13 protein-coding genes and 1 tRNA gene are annotated in these 17817 nt (G+C 72.0%); 3 read left to right on the forward strand and 11 right to left on the reverse strand.

Going from position 1 to position 17817, the window contains the following annotated elements:
* Window positions 1-18: 18 nt before the first annotated feature.
* The 10 genes from M4960_RS17225 to M4960_RS17270 form a co-directional block, all read right to left on the reverse strand.
* Complete coding sequence (locus M4960_RS17225; RefSeq protein ID WP_248704922.1) at window positions 19-1386, reverse strand: M20/M25/M40 family metallo-hydrolase; 1368 nt, start codon at window positions 1384-1386, stop codon at window positions 19-21.
* The gene (locus M4960_RS17230; protein ID WP_248704923.1) at window positions 1383-2942 is read right to left on the reverse strand and encodes an ABC transporter substrate-binding protein; all 1560 of its coding nucleotides are present in this window, start codon (window positions 2940-2942) and stop codon (window positions 1383-1385) included. The genes M4960_RS17225 and M4960_RS17230 overlap by 4 nt, the downstream gene beginning before the upstream one ends.
* On the reverse strand, window positions 2939-4075 hold the full coding sequence (locus M4960_RS17235; RefSeq protein ID WP_123293476.1) for an FAD-dependent oxidoreductase: 1137 nt from the start codon (window positions 4073-4075) through the stop codon (window positions 2939-2941). Before M4960_RS17235 ends, M4960_RS17230 begins: the two co-directional genes overlap by 4 nt.
* Window positions 4072-5340, reverse strand: a complete 1269-nt coding sequence (locus tag M4960_RS17240; RefSeq protein WP_248704924.1) for an FAD-binding oxidoreductase — start codon at window positions 5338-5340, stop codon at window positions 4072-4074. The genes M4960_RS17235 and M4960_RS17240 overlap by 4 nt, the downstream gene beginning before the upstream one ends.
* A gap of 90 nt (window positions 5341-5430) precedes the next feature.
* Window positions 5431-6399: a class A beta-lactamase gene (bla, locus tag M4960_RS17245; protein ID WP_248704925.1), complete on the reverse strand. Its 969-nt coding sequence runs from the start codon at window positions 6397-6399 to the stop codon at window positions 5431-5433.
* Between the two features lie 26 nt (window positions 6400-6425).
* The gene (locus M4960_RS17250; RefSeq protein ID WP_248704926.1) at window positions 6426-7436 is read right to left on the reverse strand and encodes an ornithine cyclodeaminase family protein; all 1011 of its coding nucleotides are present in this window, start codon (window positions 7434-7436) and stop codon (window positions 6426-6428) included.
* Window positions 7433-8335 carry an ABC transporter substrate-binding protein gene (locus tag M4960_RS17255; protein ID WP_248704927.1) on the reverse strand — a complete coding sequence of 301 codons (903 nt, stop codon included), beginning with the start codon at window positions 8333-8335 and terminating at the stop codon, window positions 7433-7435. Before M4960_RS17255 ends, M4960_RS17250 begins: the two co-directional genes overlap by 4 nt.
* 80 nt (window positions 8336-8415) lie before the next feature.
* Window positions 8416-9864: an MFS transporter gene (locus tag M4960_RS17260; protein ID WP_248704928.1), complete on the reverse strand. Its 1449-nt coding sequence runs from the start codon at window positions 9862-9864 to the stop codon at window positions 8416-8418.
* Between the two features lie 181 nt (window positions 9865-10045).
* Window positions 10046-10663, reverse strand: a complete 618-nt coding sequence (locus tag M4960_RS19835) for a GntR family transcriptional regulator (RefSeq protein ID WP_123293481.1) — start codon at window positions 10661-10663, stop codon at window positions 10046-10048.
* Window positions 10664-10677: 14 nt separating this feature from the next.
* Window positions 10678-10751 (reverse strand) — tRNA-Gly (locus M4960_RS17270).
* Window positions 10752-10949: 198 nt separating this feature from the next.
* Between M4960_RS17270 and M4960_RS17275 the strand changes: the two genes are divergently transcribed.
* The 3 genes from M4960_RS17275 to M4960_RS19840 all read left to right on the forward strand — a co-directional run bounded on the left by M4960_RS17275 (window position 10950) and on the right by M4960_RS19840 (window position 15651).
* Window positions 10950-12098 carry a DUF6177 family protein gene (locus M4960_RS17275; protein WP_133937507.1) on the forward strand — a complete coding sequence of 383 codons (1149 nt, stop codon included), beginning with the start codon at window positions 10950-10952 and terminating at the stop codon, window positions 12096-12098.
* Window positions 12088-12435 (forward strand): hypothetical protein, encoded by a 348-nt coding sequence (locus tag M4960_RS17280; protein ID WP_123293483.1) that lies wholly within the window; start codon window positions 12088-12090, stop codon window positions 12433-12435. Before M4960_RS17275 ends, M4960_RS17280 begins: the two co-directional genes overlap by 11 nt.
* A 231-nt stretch (window positions 12436-12666) precedes the next feature.
* Window positions 12667-15651, forward strand: coding sequence for an Ig-like domain repeat protein (locus tag M4960_RS19840; RefSeq protein WP_248704929.1), 2985 nt, complete (start codon window positions 12667-12669; stop codon window positions 15649-15651).
* A 73-nt stretch (window positions 15652-15724) separates the two neighbouring features.
* Here the strand turns inward: M4960_RS19840 and M4960_RS17290 are convergent, their stop codons facing one another.
* Window positions 15725-17785, reverse strand: a complete 2061-nt coding sequence (locus M4960_RS17290; RefSeq protein WP_123293485.1) for a cytochrome c oxidase assembly protein — start codon at window positions 17783-17785, stop codon at window positions 15725-15727.
* Window positions 17786-17817: the final 32 nt, after the last annotated feature.

Consider the following 17817-nt stretch of genomic DNA (forward strand, 5'->3'; position numbering starts at 1 on the left):
GCCCAGGCGCCCGGCGGGTCAGCCTCCGGCCGCTCCGAGGCCGGCGAGGAAAGTCGCCTCGGCCAGGGCCATGTGCTCGATCTCAGACGGATCGACGCTCTCGTCCGGCGCGTGCACGTTCGCAGCCGGCTCGGACACCCCCGCCAGGATGACCTCGACCCCCGGGATCGTCCGTTCGAGCGTCGCGCAGAGCGGGATCGATCCGCCGCCGCCGAGGGACCCCACCGACGACACCCGGTACGACGACGCCAGTGCGCTCCGGAACGCCGACGAGTACTGCCCCGCCGTCGCCCGGAAGCCGTCGCCCGTGCCCGTGACCCGCGCGCTGACCTCGACCCCGGCGGGCGCTCGCCGCAGCAGGTGCGCCACCAGCAGTTCGCCGGCGGCAGCGGGGTCGACGCCCGGCGGGACCCGGAGGTTCAGCGCGGCACCGGCGGTCGACTGCACGGACGGCGACGACCCGGCGACCGCCGGCGCATCGATGCCGACGACGGTCAGCGCCGGCCGTGCCCAGACCTGGGATGCCGGGTCCCCGGACCCGATCGGCACCGCGCCGTCGAGCAGCCCGGCGTCGGCGGCGAACCGGTCGGCGTCGTAGGGCAGGCCGTCCCAGGTCTGCGAGGCCTCGAGTCCGTCGACGGTGGTGTCCCCGGCGTCGTCGCGCAGCGTGGCGAGCAGGGCCACCAGGGTCGCGATGGCATCGGGCGCCGCACCGCCGAACATCCCCGAGTGCACGTTGCCGTGCAGCGCTCGGACGCGCAGCTCGACGAACGCCGTGCCGCGCAGGGTGGTCACGAGCGCGGGGACCCCGACGGCGGCGTTGCCGGCGTCCATCACGACGGCTGTGTCGACGTCGGCGAAGTCCGCTGCGTGGGCGGACACGTACTGCTCGAGACCGTCGGTGCCCTGCTCCTCGGACCCCTCGACGACCACGACGAGTCCGACCGGGAACGATCCGTGCCCGTCGAGCAGGGCCCGCAGCGCCACGAGGTGGGTGACGACCCCGCCCTTGCAGTCAGCAGCGCCGCGACCGTACAGGCGACCCTGTCGCTCGGTCAGGGTCCACGGGTCGCTCGTCCACGCTGCGAGGTCGCCCGCGGGCTGGACGTCGTGGTGGGCGTAGAGCAGGACCGTCGGGGCGCCGGGCGGCGCGGGGTGGGTCGCGAGGACCGCCTGCGAGCCGTCCGACGTCGTGACGAGGCGCGAGGTCAGGCCGAGGCCGTCGAACGCACCCCGCACGCGCTCGGCGACGCGGCGGCAGTCGTCGAGCGACTGCACGGCCGGGTCGTGGACCGACGGGATGGCGACGAGCGCCGCGAGCTCGTCGAGCCCCGCGGGCATCCCGGCGCGGACCGCGTCGCGCAGCGCTGCGTCGCCGGTGCTCACGAGCGCCCGATCTCCCAGATGCGGAACTCACCAGAGGCGTCGACCGACTTCGTCAGCCCGGTGAGCGACTTCTGCCCGATGACGTTCTCCTGCCCGGCGAGCAACGGGATGAGCGGCACGGACTCGGCGGTGTCCTGCTGGATCTCCTCGATCTGCTTCGTCCGCTCGGTCGCGTCGGCCTCGACCGCCTGCGCGGCGACCAGTTGCTGCACGGCCCGGTCGTCGAAGTGGTTCGCGAGCAGGTTGACGTCCTCGGAACCGTACGCCGGCGTCAGGTACGACGAGGCGTCGGGGTAGTCCTGGAAGAACCCGAGCTGGAAGACCGGGTACTCGCCCTTGCCGACGTTCCCGACGTAGGTGTCCCAGCTCGCCGACTGCAGGTCGACCGTGAACAGGCCGGTGTCCTCGAGCTGCTGCTTGATCAGTGCGTACTCGTCGTCCGACCCGGAGCCGTAGTGGTCGGTCGTGTACTCGATCGGCAGCGTGACGGGCGTGCGCACGCCGGCCTTCTCGAGGATGGCCGCGGGGTCGGCGCCGTCGTACTCCGTCTGGAACGCATCGGTCGCGCCGGTGAAGTCGGACGGCACGATCGAGTACGCCGGAGCGTAGGTGCCCTGGTAGACGTCCTTCGCGATCGCCGCGCGGTCGACGGTCGCGGCGACGGCCTGGCGGATCGCGGTCTTCTGCGCGGTGTCGTCACCGGGCATCGTGTCGAGGTTGAAGCCGAGGAACCGGACCTCGCCCGACGAGCCCTGGACCCGCTGCAGGCCGTCGTCCTCGGACAACGAGGTGACCTCGGTCGGTGTGAGCTGGCGGTACGCCACATCGGCGTCACCCTCCTGCACCGCGAGCTTGAGGTCGGCGGACTTCGTGTACTGCTTGATCGTCACGCTCGACGACTCCGGCGCGGTGCCGTCGTACTCCTTGTTCGCCGTCAACGCGATGGTCGCCCCGCCGTCGGCGGACTGCTGCAGCGCGTACGGACCGGACCCGACGACCCCGTCGTCCGCGTGGACCTTCGTCCCCGAGAACACACTGCTGTCGACGATCGCCCCGGCCATGCTCGCCAGGACGTACGGGAACGTCTGGTCGTTCGCCTGCTTCAGGGTGAACGTGACCTCGTCACCGTCGGCCGCCACGGACGCCATGTTGGCGAGCAGCGCCCCCGGACCGTTCTCGGAGCCGATGCCGACCTGGCGCTCGAACGAGAACACGACGTCCTTCGCCGTCAGGGCGTCACCGTTCGAGAACGTGAGCCCGTCACGGATCCGGCACACGTAGTGGGTGCCGTCGGTGAAGTCGCACGACTCGGCGACCTCGGGACTCGTCGTGGTCTCACCGGCCGGGTAGGTGAGCAGGTGCTGGTACAGCTGCGTCTGCACCGTGTAGCTGCCGCGGTCCCAGGCGCCGGCCGGGTCGAGGGACGTGACGGGATCGGTCGTCCCGATCACCAGGCCGTCGGAGACGTCGGTGGACGCCCCGGTCGAGGCGCAGCCGGTGAGCACGGCGGCGACGGCAGCGGAGAGCGCGAGCGCGGAGAGGAGTCGGGTCGTCACGGGGTTCCTGAGGGGGATGGTTTCGAGAGGGAGAAACGGGGATGTGCGGCCCCGCCGGTCGCGAGGTCGGCGATCATGTCGCCGAGCAGCGGTGCGAACTTGAAGCCGTGGCCGGAGAACCCGGTCGCGACGGTGACGGGACCACGTCGGTCGATCACGAAGTCCTCGTCGGGGGAGTTGTCGTACAGGCAGCTGATGAAGGTCGGCTTCGTCGCGTCGACACCGGGCACGTACCGCGCGACGTAGGCCTGCAACCGCTCGGCCTCGGCCGGCACGGGCGTGAAGTCGCGGTGGTCCGGATCGACGACGGGGCCGGTGCCGTGGAACCCGACCTTGACGCCCTCGCCCGGGGTGAGCAGGCCGTACACGTCGTCGTCGGCCGCCCAGTGCACGAAGCTCGGCCACGCCTGGTCCGGCAGACGGCTGGGGAAGTGCGCGGGCTGCTCCTGGGTGACGCGGATGGCCGGGAGGCCCGCCCCGCGTCCGGCGAGCAGGTCGCCGACCAGCGCGGGTGCCCACGACCCCACGGCCGCCACCACGGACGAGCTGCGGTGGGTGGACCCGTCGGACAGCGTCACGGTCACGTCGTCGCCGTGGTCGTCGAGCCCCGTCACCCCCGTGTCGAAGCGCAGCTCGGCGAGCCCCGTCCGTTCCGCCAGGGTGAGGAACACCTCGATGGCGCGGTCGGACCGGATGCGACCGGCCGTGGCGTGTGCGAGCACGTGGCCCTCGAACGCGATCCCCGGCCAGCGTGCGGCCGCGGCGTCCGGGGTGAGGGTCTCGTACGGGATGCCGGCGTCCGTCAGCGCGGCGGCGATGGCGTCGACGACCTCGGCGCGGCCGTGGTCGACGGCCCCGGTGCGGACGATGAGCTCCTCCTCCGCAGCGCCCTCGAGCGCTTCCCACAGCGCCAGCGCGCGGGAGGTCAGGGCGACGTACTCGGGGTCGGCGTAGCCCTGCCGGAAGATCCGGGTCGCGCCGTGGGACGAGCCGTTGTGGTGCCCGCGCTCGTGCTGCTCGACGAGCAGGACGCGCTCGCCGCGGAGTGTCAGGGCGTACGCGGTGGCGGCGCCGACGACCCCGCCGCCGATCACGACGTGCGTCTGGGCCCGGTCGCTCAGCACGTCGCTCATGCCACGGCTCCGGCTCGTCGGGCGTCGGCCTCGCGTCGCGCCGGCATCATCGCCACCACCTCGGCCTCGGTCGGGGCCGCCGCCGGGAACCGTGCCGGGGCGTAGCGGCTCGCGTCGCCGAGGGTGGTCGTGCCCGTGACGCTCAGTTCCGCCGCGATCCGCCCGAGACCCGGGCCGTGCGTGACGCCGGACTCGTTGTCGCCACCGGCCACCACGAGCCCGTCCAGCTCGGGGACCGCGCCGACGATGAAGTTCCGGTCGGCGGTCATCGAGACGACGCCCTGCGTGGGGGTCTCGTTGACCCCGAGCACGCTCGCCGCGGCGGGGAGCAGCCGGGCGACGATCGGGTGCAGGTACGTCCGCATGGCGTCGAGCAGGTCCGTGCGAACCGGTCGGCGGTCGGGTTCGTCGCTCCGGTCCGCACCGCCGACGTGCAGCGGCTCGTACCCGGGCCCGGCACCGTACGTCAGGCCGCCGCGGTGCTCACGGATCCACAGGCCGTGCAGCTCCGGCAGCATCAGGGTCGGCAGGGTGCCCGGCAGACCGAACGGCGTCGTCACGAGCCGGCTGGCGACGACCCGGACCGTCGGCAGCTCGCGCCCGAAGGGGGCGAGGAGGGCGTTCGTCCAGCTGCCGGCGGCGAGCACGACCTTCGCGGCGTCGATGACCTCGCCGTTCGCGGTCCGGACGCCCGTGACGGAGCCCCCACGGCCCTCCAGACCGGCGACCGGCGTGTGCTCGCGGATCTCGACGCCCCGCGCACGGACCGCGTGCACCAGCGCTGCGGCCGTGTCCGGCGCACTGATCTGGATGCCGTCCGGATGGAGGAAGCCCGCGGTGACCGCGGTCGGGTCGAGCCCGGGCACGAGGTCGGCCGCCTCGGCCGGGGTGAGCGTCCGCGCCCCGGCCGGCCGGAGCGGGTGCTGCTCGAACGGCGGCAGGTGGTCGGCCTGGCCCTGCTCGGTGACGGTCAGCCAGACGTTGCCGTTCTGCCGGTACCCGGTCGGGCCGTGGCCGGCGCCGGCGAGGTCGCGGTAGAAGTCGATGCCGTACTGCTCGACGTCGCGCTCGGACTCGTTCCAGTACCAGGCGTACCCGGCTGCCCACTGGCCGACGAACCCGGCACCCGCGGTGGTGGTGCCCCCGGCGACCGTGCCGCTGTCGAGGAGCAGGACCCGCTGCCCGAGCGCGGCGAGGTGCCACGCGGCGCTCAGCCCGATGATGCCGGCGCCGACGACGACCACGGGGGATCCGGAGGAGGACATGGAGCGAGCGTAGTGTCCCGAGGTCCCCGACAGGTGTCGTTCATGACGCCGTGTGACGCGGTGCAGAACGGCGATCGCCGCCCCGGTCGATCAGCGGTCGAACGCGTCGAGCACCGCCGATGCCGACCGGGCCACCAGGGCGTCGTCGTAGGCGGCGTCGGGGTCGTTCCGCGTGGTCAGGACCGAGAGCACGATCGGGTCGCCGCCGGGCGGGGTCACCCGCGCCACGTCGTTCCGGATCGGTCCGGCGCCCCCGGACTTGTCGACCACGACCCAGCCGTCGGGTGCCCCGGCCCGGATGAGTGCGTCGCCGGTCGCGTTGCCGCCCATCCAGCCGACCAGCAGCGCGGTGTCGGCGCGGTCCAGGGTGCTGCCGTCGAGCACGGTCGCCAGGGCTGCGGTGAACGCCGCCGGGGTCGTGGTGTCCTCGGTGCTGCCCGGCTCGATGGTGTTGAGGTCCGGCTCACCGTGGACCACCTCGGTGGTGGTGTCGCCGAGCTCGGTCAACGCGGCGTCCAGGCCGCTCGGACCGCCGATGCGCGTGAGCACGAGGTTCAGGGCCGTGTTGTCGCTCATCCGGACGGCTGCCTCGGCCAACTGCCCGTACGACAGCCCGTCGGCCACGTGCTGTTCCGTCACGGGGGAGTACCCGGCAGCGGCGACGTCCGCGGCCGTCCAGTGCACGACCTCGTTCCGGGCGTCCGCGGGCACCGAGCGCAGGAACTGTGCCGCGGCGAACGCCTTGATGGTCGAGGCGTAGCCGAAGCGTCGGTCGCCGTTGTACGCGACCGTCTCACCCGTGACGGTGTCGGTCGCGACGACGCCGACCGTGGCGTCGTACTCGCGTTCGAGGCCCGCGAGTGCTCGGCGGACCGCGGCGGTGGTCGCGGCGTCCGTCCGCGGCGGCGGCGTCGTCGCAGGGGTGCTCGTCGGTGTGCTCGTGGACCGTGCGGACGACGTGGCCGACGCGGTCGGTGCACCGGAGCCGCCACCGGAGCACCCGGCGAGGACGAGCACGGCGACGGTGCCGCCGACGACCAGGGGGAGAGCACGGCGCATGGGAGCACCCTGCCGCTCGACCCTGGTCACACGCCGGGAACCGGCACCCCGACCCGGGCGACGGAGACCTGCGTCCCGACACCCCGTTCGCGTGCGAGGTCGATCAGCCGGGCCGCGACGGCGAGGTCCTGCGCGCCGAGCCCGACCGAGTCGAACACGGTGATCTCGTCGTCTCCGGTCCGGCCGGGTGCGCGTCCGGCGACGACCTCGCCGAGTTCCGCCGGGTGGAGGTCTTGCGGGACCGCCCCCTCGACCACGGCCTCGAGCAGGTCGCCCGACTTCGTCCAGGCGGTGGCCCGGCTGTCGACGAAGAGCGTGCCACGTGCCATCGCCGCGCCGTCGAGCTCCCGGTGCGTCGGGCGGGGACGTGCCCCGACCGCGTTCACGTGCTGGCCGGCGTGCAACCAGTCGCCGCGGACGATCGGGTCGACCGAGGGCGTCTGGGTGCAGAGCACGTCGGCTTCCTCGACCACGCGCCGGACCTCCGGTACGACCACGCACCGTCGGGCCACGTCCGGTCCGACGGCCTCGAGGAACCGGGTGACCGTTCCGGACGACCGTGACCACAGGACGATCCGCTCGAACGGTCGCGTCGCCTCGAAGGCGCGGACGTGCTCGACGGCGAGGTTGCCCGCGCCGAGGATCCCGAGGGTCCGGCTGGCCGATCGGGCGAGGTGCTTCGTCGCGACGACGGTCGTCGCCGCGGTCCGCGCCCGGGTGATCGTCATGCCGTCGAGCACGGCGACGCACTCACCGGTGACCGACGAGGACACCAGGATCGTGGACCGCTGCGACGGCAGCCCTCGCGCACCGTTGTCGGGGATGTCGGCCATCAGCTTGACGGCGACGAGCCCGAGTCGGTCGGAGCGCACGGCCATCGGCAGGAAGAGCGCGTCGTCGGCGCCGGTCAGGGCGACCGGAGCCGGCTGCTGCATCGCGCCGGTCCCGAGGTCGGCGTGGACGGCCTCCACGGCCCCGACGACGTCGACGGCGTCGATGAGACCGGCGACGTCGGCGGCGCCGAGGACGACGGTCACGACGCGGTGACGGCGGTCGAGGCGCCGAGCAGCTCCTCGAGCGACGGGGTGTGGGTCGTGAGGCCACCGTCGAACAGGATGCGCATCCAGCGGTCCGAGGCCTCGCGGTCGACGACCGCGGAGTCCCAGACGCCCCCCGCAGCCATCTCGTCGGCGGCCCGTCGCAGCAGGGCGGCGTCCTTCTCCGGCCACCGGGCGGCGAGCACGGCCGCGATCTCGGCGTCGGCGTCGCCCGCGGTGATCTTGGCCATCGCGGCGGCGATGCCGTCCATGAACCGGTCGACCCGGTCGCCGAGCTCGTCGATGCGGTCCGTGCGCGTGTAGTAGACGCTGTTCGGCATCACCCCACCGGCGTCGAGGTGCCGGAAGACGATCGTGCCCCCACCGGCGGCGACGAGTTCCTGGGCGGAGACGAGGTCGAGGATGATCGCGTCACCGAGCCCGCCCTGGTACAGCTCGATGAGCATCGCGGTCGACAGGTCGCGGACGAAGCGGGTCGCCGCGACGTCGAACCCGGCCTCGCGGACGAGTCCGGCCGTGAACTCGTACGGGGCGCTGCCGCCGGCGCCGGGCGCCAGGACGACCTTGCCGGCGAGCCAGTCCAGGGTGACCGGGGTCGTCTCGTCGCGGGCGACGATGGTCATCGGGAACCCGTGGTTGAGCTGGCCCACGACCGACAGCTTGCGCGGGGTTCCGGCGTACATCGCGGGGACCCAGAGACCGCCGAGGGCGAGGTCGGCCTCGCGCGAATCGATGTCGTCGAGGACGCCGGTCCACGGGTCGCAGGCCTTCGCGGTGACGGACAGGCCGCGCTCGGCGAACAGTCCGCCCACGTCGGCGACGTACTCGGGCAGGTAGTTGAGGCCGTTCGCGGTCGCCGAGATCTTGAGGGTGTCCATGGTGTTCTCCGATCGTGGGGTGGTGGGCCGGGGTGTCCGGCCCACCGGGGTGGTGCGGTTCGTGCGGGTGGTCAGGTGGGTCAGGCGGTGGTGGTCGAGAGGGCGTTCTCGTTGACGTCCTCGAGCGACCGGCCGCGGGTCTCCGGGGCGAAGCGCGACGCGACCACGAGGACCGCGTACATGACGGCGGCGAGTCCGAAGACGCCGGCGAAGGCCCAGGAGCCGTACAGCGCGATCGCGGCGAACGGCATGACCGCTCCGGCGATGTTGCCGATGCCGTTGACGATCGAGGCGCCGGAGGCACGGATCGCGGTCGGGTAGACCTCGGCGGTCCACGCCGCGAGGGTCGTGTTCGTCAGCATCGTGAAGAACTGGAACAGGGCACCGAGCACCAGGATCGCGGTGGTGTCGTTGCCGAAGGCCGCGAACGCCAGGGCGGTGAGGCAGCCGAGGATGCCCGCGACGGCGATGAGGGGCCGACGTCCGACGCGGTTCGCCAGGAGCGCCGCTGCCGTGCACCCGAGGAGCGATCCGATGTTCATGATCATCGTGTAGAGCAGGCTCTGCGACACGGTGTACCCGCGCTCGACGAGCAGGGTCGGCATCAGGAAGTTCAGCGTGACCTGCACGCCGAAGGCCATCCACGAGGCGACGCCGATGGCGATCGTCCGACGGAGCACCAGCTTGTGGAACACCGCTGCGGGCGACGAGTGCAGGGCGACCGGGGGCAGGTCGGCCGGCGTCAGGCGCACCGGGGGAGCAGCGTCGGCGGGCGGGGTGAGCGTGTTCGAGGCGAGGACCGCGAGCGAGCGGTTCGCCTCGTCGACCCGTCCCTTCGACAGCAGCCAGCGAGGCGTCTCGGGCAGCTTGCGGCGGTACAGGACGACGAACAGGGCCGGGATCGCGAGGATCACGAACGTCCAGCGCCAGACCTGGTCGTCGCCACCGAGCGGGACGGCCAGCGGGCCGAGCAGCAGCAGGAACAGGCCGTAGGAGATGAAGTTGCCGATGCCGCCGGCACCGACGTTGATGGTCGCGATGAGGCCGCCGCGGTACTTGGTGGCCACCATCTCGGACAGCATCGCGATGCCGATCATGAACTCGCCGCCGACGCCGATCCCGACGATGAACCGGCTGACGAGCAGCATGTCGAAGTTGAAGGAGACGGCGCTGAGGAGGCCGCCGAGCGTGTAGACGAGCAGGTTGAGCCCGAGTGAGAACCGCCGACCGTACTTGTCGGCGAGCCAGCCGGCCAGGAACCGGCCGACCAGGCCACCCAGGACGGTGGCGGTGTTGATCGTGGAGAGCTGGACGTCGCCGATGGCGAGCGAGGCCTTGATGTTGGTGGCCATGGCGCCGACGGAGTTCTGCTCGAGCGTGTCGAAGAACTCCCCGGCGAGGATGAGCATGAGGACCCAGAACTGAGCCCGGGTGAAGCCGATCGAGTCGAGGGCGGATCCGATGCCGCCTTCGGTTCGGGCAGCGGAAGCGGTTCGGGTTGGTGCGGTGGAGCGGGTTACAGCAGTCATTCGTAACTCCAGCGGGGGAAGAGTGAGGTGGGTGCACCGTGCGGTCACTCTTTTGTATACGAAAAACTGTTTCGGGCTGGTTTCGAACACGAGACGGTTCGTTACGGCTGCCTGAATCACTTGGATATTCAAGCATCCAGGCGGAGTCTCGCCAAGCTCGCGGACTGTTTTGTATACGTTCTTACGGGTTCAGGGCCCGGTAGATCGCTTCGTCGCGGCGCAGGTGCTCGTCCATCAGCAGCCCTGCCTGCACCGAGGCGCCGCGCAGGATCGCGCCGGCGACGGCGGTGTGGTCATCGCTGCTCGACGCCACCTCGTCCTGCGTGACCCGCTCGAACGCCCACGCCGTCTGGTGGATCAGGTGGTCGATCATCGTCTCGAGCCGGCTGTTCCCCGAGGCACGTGCCACCAGCCCGTGGAACGCGAACCGCGGTGACTGCGCGGCCTCGACCTCTTGGTCGGACCGTTGTTCGCGACCGACGGCACGGAGCAGGTCGGCGCACTCGCCACCCTGGCGACGGGCGGCGAGCTCGGCGGCGAGGACCTCGAGTCCTCGGCGGATCTGCATGAGCTCGATGACCACCTCGGTCGAGGAGTCGGCGACCCGGACGCCCTTGAACTTCTCGGACTCGACGAACCCCTCGGTCTCGAGCTGCCGGAGTGCTTCGCGCACGGGGACCCGCGAGACGCCGAAGCGTTCGGCGAGGGCGTCTTCCTTCAGCCGGGAGCCACGTGCGAGCGTGCCGGCGATGATCTCGGCCCTGATCGCCTTGAGGACAGATGCCGGCTTGGACTCCACAGCACGATGCTAGTTGGAGCGAGTGACGGGAATCGAACCCGCGCTACCAGCTTGGGAAGCTGGAGTTCTACCATTGAACTACACTCGCGCACCCCGCAGAACGGGACTCGGCAAGCCTATCGGATTCTCGCCTGGAAGCCAGCCGGCCGCGCACCGTACGCCTCCTGTCGGGCGTGTGTCGTGCCTCCCGAGTCTCCGCTGTGAGCACGCCAGCCTGACGGACAGGTGTCGTCCTCGTGTGTACCGTCCAGGGAGTTCCAGCGCCGAAGAACCCGAGGAGGACCGGATGGTCAGGCATCCCCTCATCGACGACGTGGTCGGTCCCGCCATCGTGGTCGAGTCCGCCTCGCCGGTCGTGTGGCTGACGGACGCGCTCGCCTCACTGCTCCGTCGTTCGGCGGACGCCGGCCGCATGGTCGTGCTGCGGACCGGGCGCGAATCCGCGATCACCCCTGCCCTGCGGCACGCGCTCGGTGCCTACGGTGCCGCGTGGGCCGTCGCCGACTTCGACGGGACACTGCGCGACGGCCGGACGGGTGCGGCAGCCTCGGGCATCGAGGACTTCGTGCACCGCGGGCCTGAACTCGTCGGCACACCGTCGCCCGAGCACCCCGTCGCAGCCGACTCCGTCCGCCAGATCAGCATCGACCTGACGCTCCGTCACCACGCCGAGCGAGCCGTGGACATGGGGTCCGCGATCGAGGCCCTGTGCCACACCGTCGGCACCTGCCCCACCCGCTGGGGCACCGCCGAACCGCTCACCGTGCCGTGGGACCGATGGGTCGTCACGCAGTACGCCAAGCACGAGGCACCCGGGGTGTCGACTTCGTACGCCGTCGGTGAGGGCTTCTCCGCGACGATGACCGCCCACCTGGTCGGCGGCGTCGTCGTCGAGACGATGTCCGCCGTGTTGACCGTGCCCGAGGAGAACACCGACCCGGAGCTCGCGAACCGGCTGTTCGACGCCGTGCAGCAGGTCGCGGACCAGGTCGTGCCGGTCTTCGGTGTGGTGATGCAGCGCCGGGGGGACGCCGACCACCTGATCCGCGCTGTGTCGCACGGCGAGCCGTCGCCGCTCGCCGTCGTCGTCGGACCCGAAGCCTCCGAGTTCCTGGACCGCGACGGGGTCTGGCCGCCCCCGCGCACCACGACGGCGACGTTCGGCACCCGGTCCGGGGCAGGCGACCGGTCCGGCGCAGGCGACCCGTCCGGAGCAGGCGACACCGGCACCGCTGACAGCGACATCGTCGACGGCGGCATGATCGTCCGTTTCGAGGACGGCTGGGAAGCCCTCGAGTCCTTCCTCGACCGCATCGACGAAGACCGCTTCCTGCAACTCGTCGGCGGAGCGCCCCTCGACCCGGCCCACGACGAGGGCACGCTCGACGGACACGTGCGGGACGCCCGGGTGGCAGGCGGTCACGGTGCCGCGTGACGTCACCATCCTCTGCCGCCAGCCGGTCGAGCCGCGGGAGGTCGCCGAGGCGCTGCTCCTGCACGACGAGTCCTGGGGCGTCCGAGCCCTCGACGACGGCCCGATGCTGCAGGTCTGCCGCGACGCCACGCACCCCGTGATCACCGTGCTCGGGGTGCGGCGGGTGGACTCGTTCGACGAGGTCGAGCGGATCCTGCCGGACGCTCCCACGATCGCGACGCCGCTGTGGTGGGTCGACACCGTCACCCCGGCGGGGGCCGACGGCGAGTCCGGGATCTCGGCGGCGCTCGAGGCCGCGCTCGACCTCGACGCGGTCTGCATCGTCCACGGCGACTGACGGAGCCGGCCGGCCGGCCGGCGACGTCCGCCGGACGCGACGCCTGCCGGACGCGACGCTTGCCGGAGCGGCTCGTCGCGCGGATCGGCCACGGTCTGCCCCCAGTTGTGGTGAGAACTCATGTTTCGAGACCCGTGAGTACCCAGGTCCGCTCTACGGTGTGAGGACCCGAGCCGACGAGCCGGGCGAGCACGCTCCTCGTCGGCACCCTTCTCACTGAACAGGGCTCCAGTGCGTACACACCACCAGGGGCGCGCCGTCGCGCGCGCTCGCAAGATCCTCACCGGCGTGGTCGTCGCCGGTCTCGCGGGCGTCGCGCTCGTCGGGGTCGGAGCGACCACCGCGTCCGCCGCGGCACCCGCGCAGACCACCTTCGTGAACGAGGGGTTCACCGGCGCGAGCGCCGGCGACGCCTACATCCTGCCGTCGACGCAGTCCGGTGCCGCGAACGTCGCGTGCCTCACGGCGAAGCCCGCAGCAGGTTCGGCGAACACCGGCTCGATCCCGACCTGTGCGGGCGCCACGGACGCCGACGGCAGCGGCGCGCTCCGCCTGACCGGTGCGGTGAACAACCAGGCCGGTGGCCTCGGTGCGAAGCAGTCTGTGCCGATCACGAAGGGCATCGACGCGGTCTTCGACAGCTACCAGTACAACGGATCCTCGGCCGACGGCATCGTCTTCTACCTCGCCGCGACCGACCCGTACAACCCGACCGTGCCGGCGAAGATCGGCTACCTGGGCGGTTCGCTCGGCTACAGCGCGAGCACGACGAACAACGCGCAGGGTCTGTCCCACGCGTACCTCGGCATCGGCCTCGACCGCTACGGCAACTTCGGCAACCGCCAGTTCGGTGGCACCGGGTGCGAGTCCGACCAAGCGACCAACGGCACCCTCACGCCGAACGCCGTCACGGTCCGTGGCCCCGGCGACGGCGGCACCGGTTACTGCGTGCAGTCCCGCACCGTGGTCAACGGGTCGCTCAACAAGACCGGTGTCACGGACCGTGCGCAGGCCAAGGTCCCCGTCGAGATCGTGATCAACCCGACGTCGTCGGCGCTCGCCGCGCAGGAGAATACCGCGGTGTCCGTCCCCGCGGGGCAGTACGCGGTCGTCTTCACGTCCATCGGCGGCTCGCAGCAGGTCGTCCGTGGCGCGCTGCCGAAGCTCACCACCGGCAACGCCGCGAACGTCGACCCGTCGTGGGTCGACCCCGCCACCGGCTACCCCTACAAGCTCACCTACGGGTGGGTCGCGGGCACCGGCGGGCAGAACGACATCCACGAGGTCAACTACCTCCGCACCACGACGGCCGCCGGTCCGGTGCCGGTGCTGACCGCCAGCACGGGAGGCACGGCCACCGTCGCACACGCCGGTTCCGGCGCGTACACGGTCACCCCCACCGTCTCCGCTGACGGTGGCTCCGAGTCGCAGCTCGTGCGGACGACCACCACGTTCCCGGCGGGCGTCACGCCCGACGTCTCCGGTGTGACCGGTGCGGGCTGGACCTGCCAGCCGCCCGTCGGGCAGGTCGTCACGTGCGACCAGGCCGTCGACGCCGCATCGCCCCTCGCCCCGGGCACCGAGCTGCCCACCCTCTCCATCCCGTACTCGGTCACGGGCGCAGCGCGCACCGCGACGATCTCCACCGTCCTGGCGTCGACCGACGCCGAGGCGGTCACCGTCACCCGCGGCCTGACCGTCGAGCCGCAGGGTACGACGCTCACGGTCGCCGACGCCACCGCGACCGTGGGCGACACGGTCACGCTGACCGCCCAGGTCGCGTCGTCCGCGAAGTCCGGTGCGACCGCGCCGACCGGCACCGTCACGTTCACCGACACCGAGACCGGCGCGGTGCTCTGCACGGCGACGATCGTCGACGGTGCGGCCTCGTGCGACACGACGACGTCGACGGTCGGCACCAGCGGGGTCACCGCGACCTACGAGGGTGACGCGGACCACACCGCTGCGTCCGGCACGGGTGCGCTCACCGCGACCAAGGTGCCGACGGCCGTCGCGGTCGAGTCGACCCCGACGTCCGCTGCGTACGGCGAGCAGATCACGCTCGACGTCACCGGCCTGGGCTCCGGCTCGGAGACGGTCGCCGCGCCGACCGGCACGGTCGAGTACCGCGAGGGCTCCACCGTCCTGTGCACGGCGACGCTCCCCGACACGAGCTGCGTGGCCGAGGGCCTCGGTGCCGGCACGCACACGGTGACCGCCGTCTACTCCGGCGACGCGCTGCACGCCGGCTCGACCTCGGTCGCAGTGGACCTGACGGTCCGCAAGGCATCGACGACCATCGGCACCCAGCCCGGTACCGGTGGTGGTGACCCGAGCGACGGCGGTGACCCGAGCGACGGCGGCGAGCCGACCGCACCCGACACCACGGTGACGGTCACGCACGGCGAGACCACCACGCTCGACACCCCGAACGTGCCCGAGGACGCCACCGGCACCATCGAGTACGTCACCGACGACGGCACCGTCCTGTGCACCGCGACGCTGCCCGACACCACGTGCGCGATCCCGTCCGACCTGCCGGGTGGCAAGTACACCGTGCACGCCCACTACAGCGGCGACGACAACTACGAGGCCGCCGACGGTGCGCCGTTCGAGCTGGTCGTGACCGCGCAGTCGACGGCCCTCGTGGCGAGCACCGACGCGACGGCTCCGGTCGTCGGCTCGAAGGTCCGCCTGACCGCGTCCGGCCTGCCCGTCGGCGCGACCGGCACCGTGACCTTCACGGCCGCGGACGGCTCCGTCCTGTGCACCGTCACGCTGCCCGAGACGACCTGCGAGACCGACGCCCTGCCGGTCGGCACGAACACGGTCACGGCTGCCTACAGCGGTGACGCGTCGTTCGCCGCGTCGAGCAGCACGCTCGAGGTCGTCGTCGCGGCGCTCCCCGCCGTCGAGCCGACGCCGGAGCCGACCGACGAGCCGACCACGCCGGAGACCTCGGCGCCCGCCCCGGGACCGTCGGACTCCGCCGACCCCTCGGCGACGGCCGCACCGATCGCCCCGTCGGCGTCGGCCACGGCGTCCGCCACGCCTGCGCCGACCACCACCGGTGCGCTCGCGTTCACGGGTTCGCCCGTGGCCGTGGGCACCGCGATGGCACTGGCGGCAGCACTGCTCATCGCGGGCCTGGTGCTCCTGATGGTCCGTCGCACCCGGGCCGCTCGCGGCACGGTCGCCGACACCACCGCGGAGTAACCGGCCGCACGGACGAGGGCGGCGCCCCGGGCAGATGCCCGGGGCGCCGTCCTGTTCGTGCGCCTGGTGTCCGTCAGTCGCGGCGCGCGGTGTCGGACGCGTTGATCGCCGCCAGACGTTCGTTGTACGCCTTCAGGTCGGCGTCGCCGTCGCGTTCGGCCTTGCGGTCGAGCCGCTTCGCGTCGCGCTTGTCCGTGCGGATCCAGTTCCGCACCACGAGCAGCGCGACGAAGACCATCGGCAGCTCGGAGGCGCCCCAGGCGATGCCGCCGCCGGTGTGCTGGTCGTCGAGCAGCGCGGCGTCGTTCGTCTGGCCGAGTGCGTGGAACCAGTCGATCGCGAACACCGACTGCGAGGTCATCACGGCGACGCCGAAGAACGCGTGGAAGGCCAGCGTCGCGAGCAGCGCGATGATCAGGATCGGGTACGGAGGCCGCTTCGGCCCCGGGTCGACGCCGACGAACACCCAGAAGAACAGGTAGCCGCTCAGCACGAAGTGGACGACCATCGCGACGTGCCACTCGTGCGACTGCATCGCCGCCTGGTACGCCGGCGTGAAGTAGAACACCACGAGCGACCCGGCGAAGATCACACCAGCGACGGCGGGCTTCCCCATGAACTGCATGTACCGCGAGTGCACGAAGAGCATGAGCCACTCGCGGGCCCCGCGGGACCCGTCGTTGCGGACCGGCAGGGTGCGCATGGCGAGCAGCACCGGACCGCCGAGCACGAGCGGCAGCGGCACGAACATCATGAGCAGCATGTGCTGGACCATGTGCGACGAGAAGTGGATCATGCCGTACACGGCCGGTCCGGCCGACGTGGTCCAGATGAACAGGGCGCAGCCGATGACCCACGCGATGGTGCGCCCGACGGGCCACTTGTCGCCGCGCTTCCGGAGCTTCCGCACGGCGAGCAGGTACCAGACCGCACCGACGACGGCGAGCCCGAGCCACACCCAGTCGATGTGCCACTGCGTCAGGTACGTGTGCATCGTCTGGGCCGGCGGGAACGGGAACCCGATCAGGCCGGAGCGGGTGTCCTCACCGGTCTCGGGCGTCTGCGGGATCGGCGGCTGCGAGCGGGACACGGCCACCGAGACGCCGATCGCGACGGCCATGAACACGATCTCGGCGAGCGCGAACCGGGTGAACCGACGGCGGTCGAGCGGCGCGCGGAGCAGCCCGGGCACCAGCTTGCGGCGCTGCACGACGCCGGCGATCCCGAGCAGCACCAGGATGACGGCCTTGACCGTGATGAGTGCGCCGTACGGGGTGGTGACGAGGTCGAGCGGACCGGTCAGCCGCAGCGAGGCGTTGACGATGCCGGAGAACGCGACGGCGCCGAACGACCACCCGGCCAGCGTGGAGTAGCGGGAGACCACCCGACCGGTCGCGCCCTTCGTGCGGGTGCGCAGCAGCACGACGGCGACGAGCCCGCCGGCCCAGACGCACACCCCGATCAGGTGGATCGCGAGGGAGTTCACGGCGTTGGCGTGCTCGAGCGAGCCGGCGGCGTGGCCGGACAGTGCCAGGGGGAGCAGGGCGAAGAGGCCGAACACGGTGGCGACGGCGAGCGTCGTGACCCGGGTGGCGAACGCGGCGAGCACGGTCGCGATGAGGATCGCCGCCGCGGAGACCACGAGCGCCTGACCGATCTCGACCTGGAACGCGAACAGCATGAAGTTGCGGGCGAACACCGGACTGGTGAGCGGGACGCCGAGGGTGTTGGCGCCGGTCAGCACGACGGTGACGGCCGCGGCGAGGAACCAGATCGATCCGGTCGCCGCCGCCCAGCGCGTGGCGCGGTGCTGCACGCTCGAGAGTGCCCGGTGGTCCTTCTTCTGTGCCGGCAGCGCGAACGCGGCGACGATGAGCAGGCCGACGGTCAGCGCCGCCATGGTGTCGTGCACCACGCGGGCGATCGGCAGGCCGTACTCGACCACGTCGCCGGCGGACACCAGCTGCTGGTTCGCGGTGAACGCTCCGGTGATCGTCAGGCCGAGGATCGAGCACGCGACCGCGAGCGGGATGGCGACGACCAGCACGGTCGCGACGGTGGACGTGCGCGCGGTGACGGGCGCGGATTCCGGCGCCGGGCCTCCGGGCTGGGTTGCGGGGGACGTGACGGTCATCAACCTTGTTCCAGGGACGCGTGCGTCCGCGA

It is taken from the genome of Curtobacterium sp. MWU13-2055 (assembly GCF_023242305.1).
Taxonomy (GTDB): domain Bacteria; phylum Actinomycetota; class Actinomycetes; order Actinomycetales; family Microbacteriaceae; genus Curtobacterium.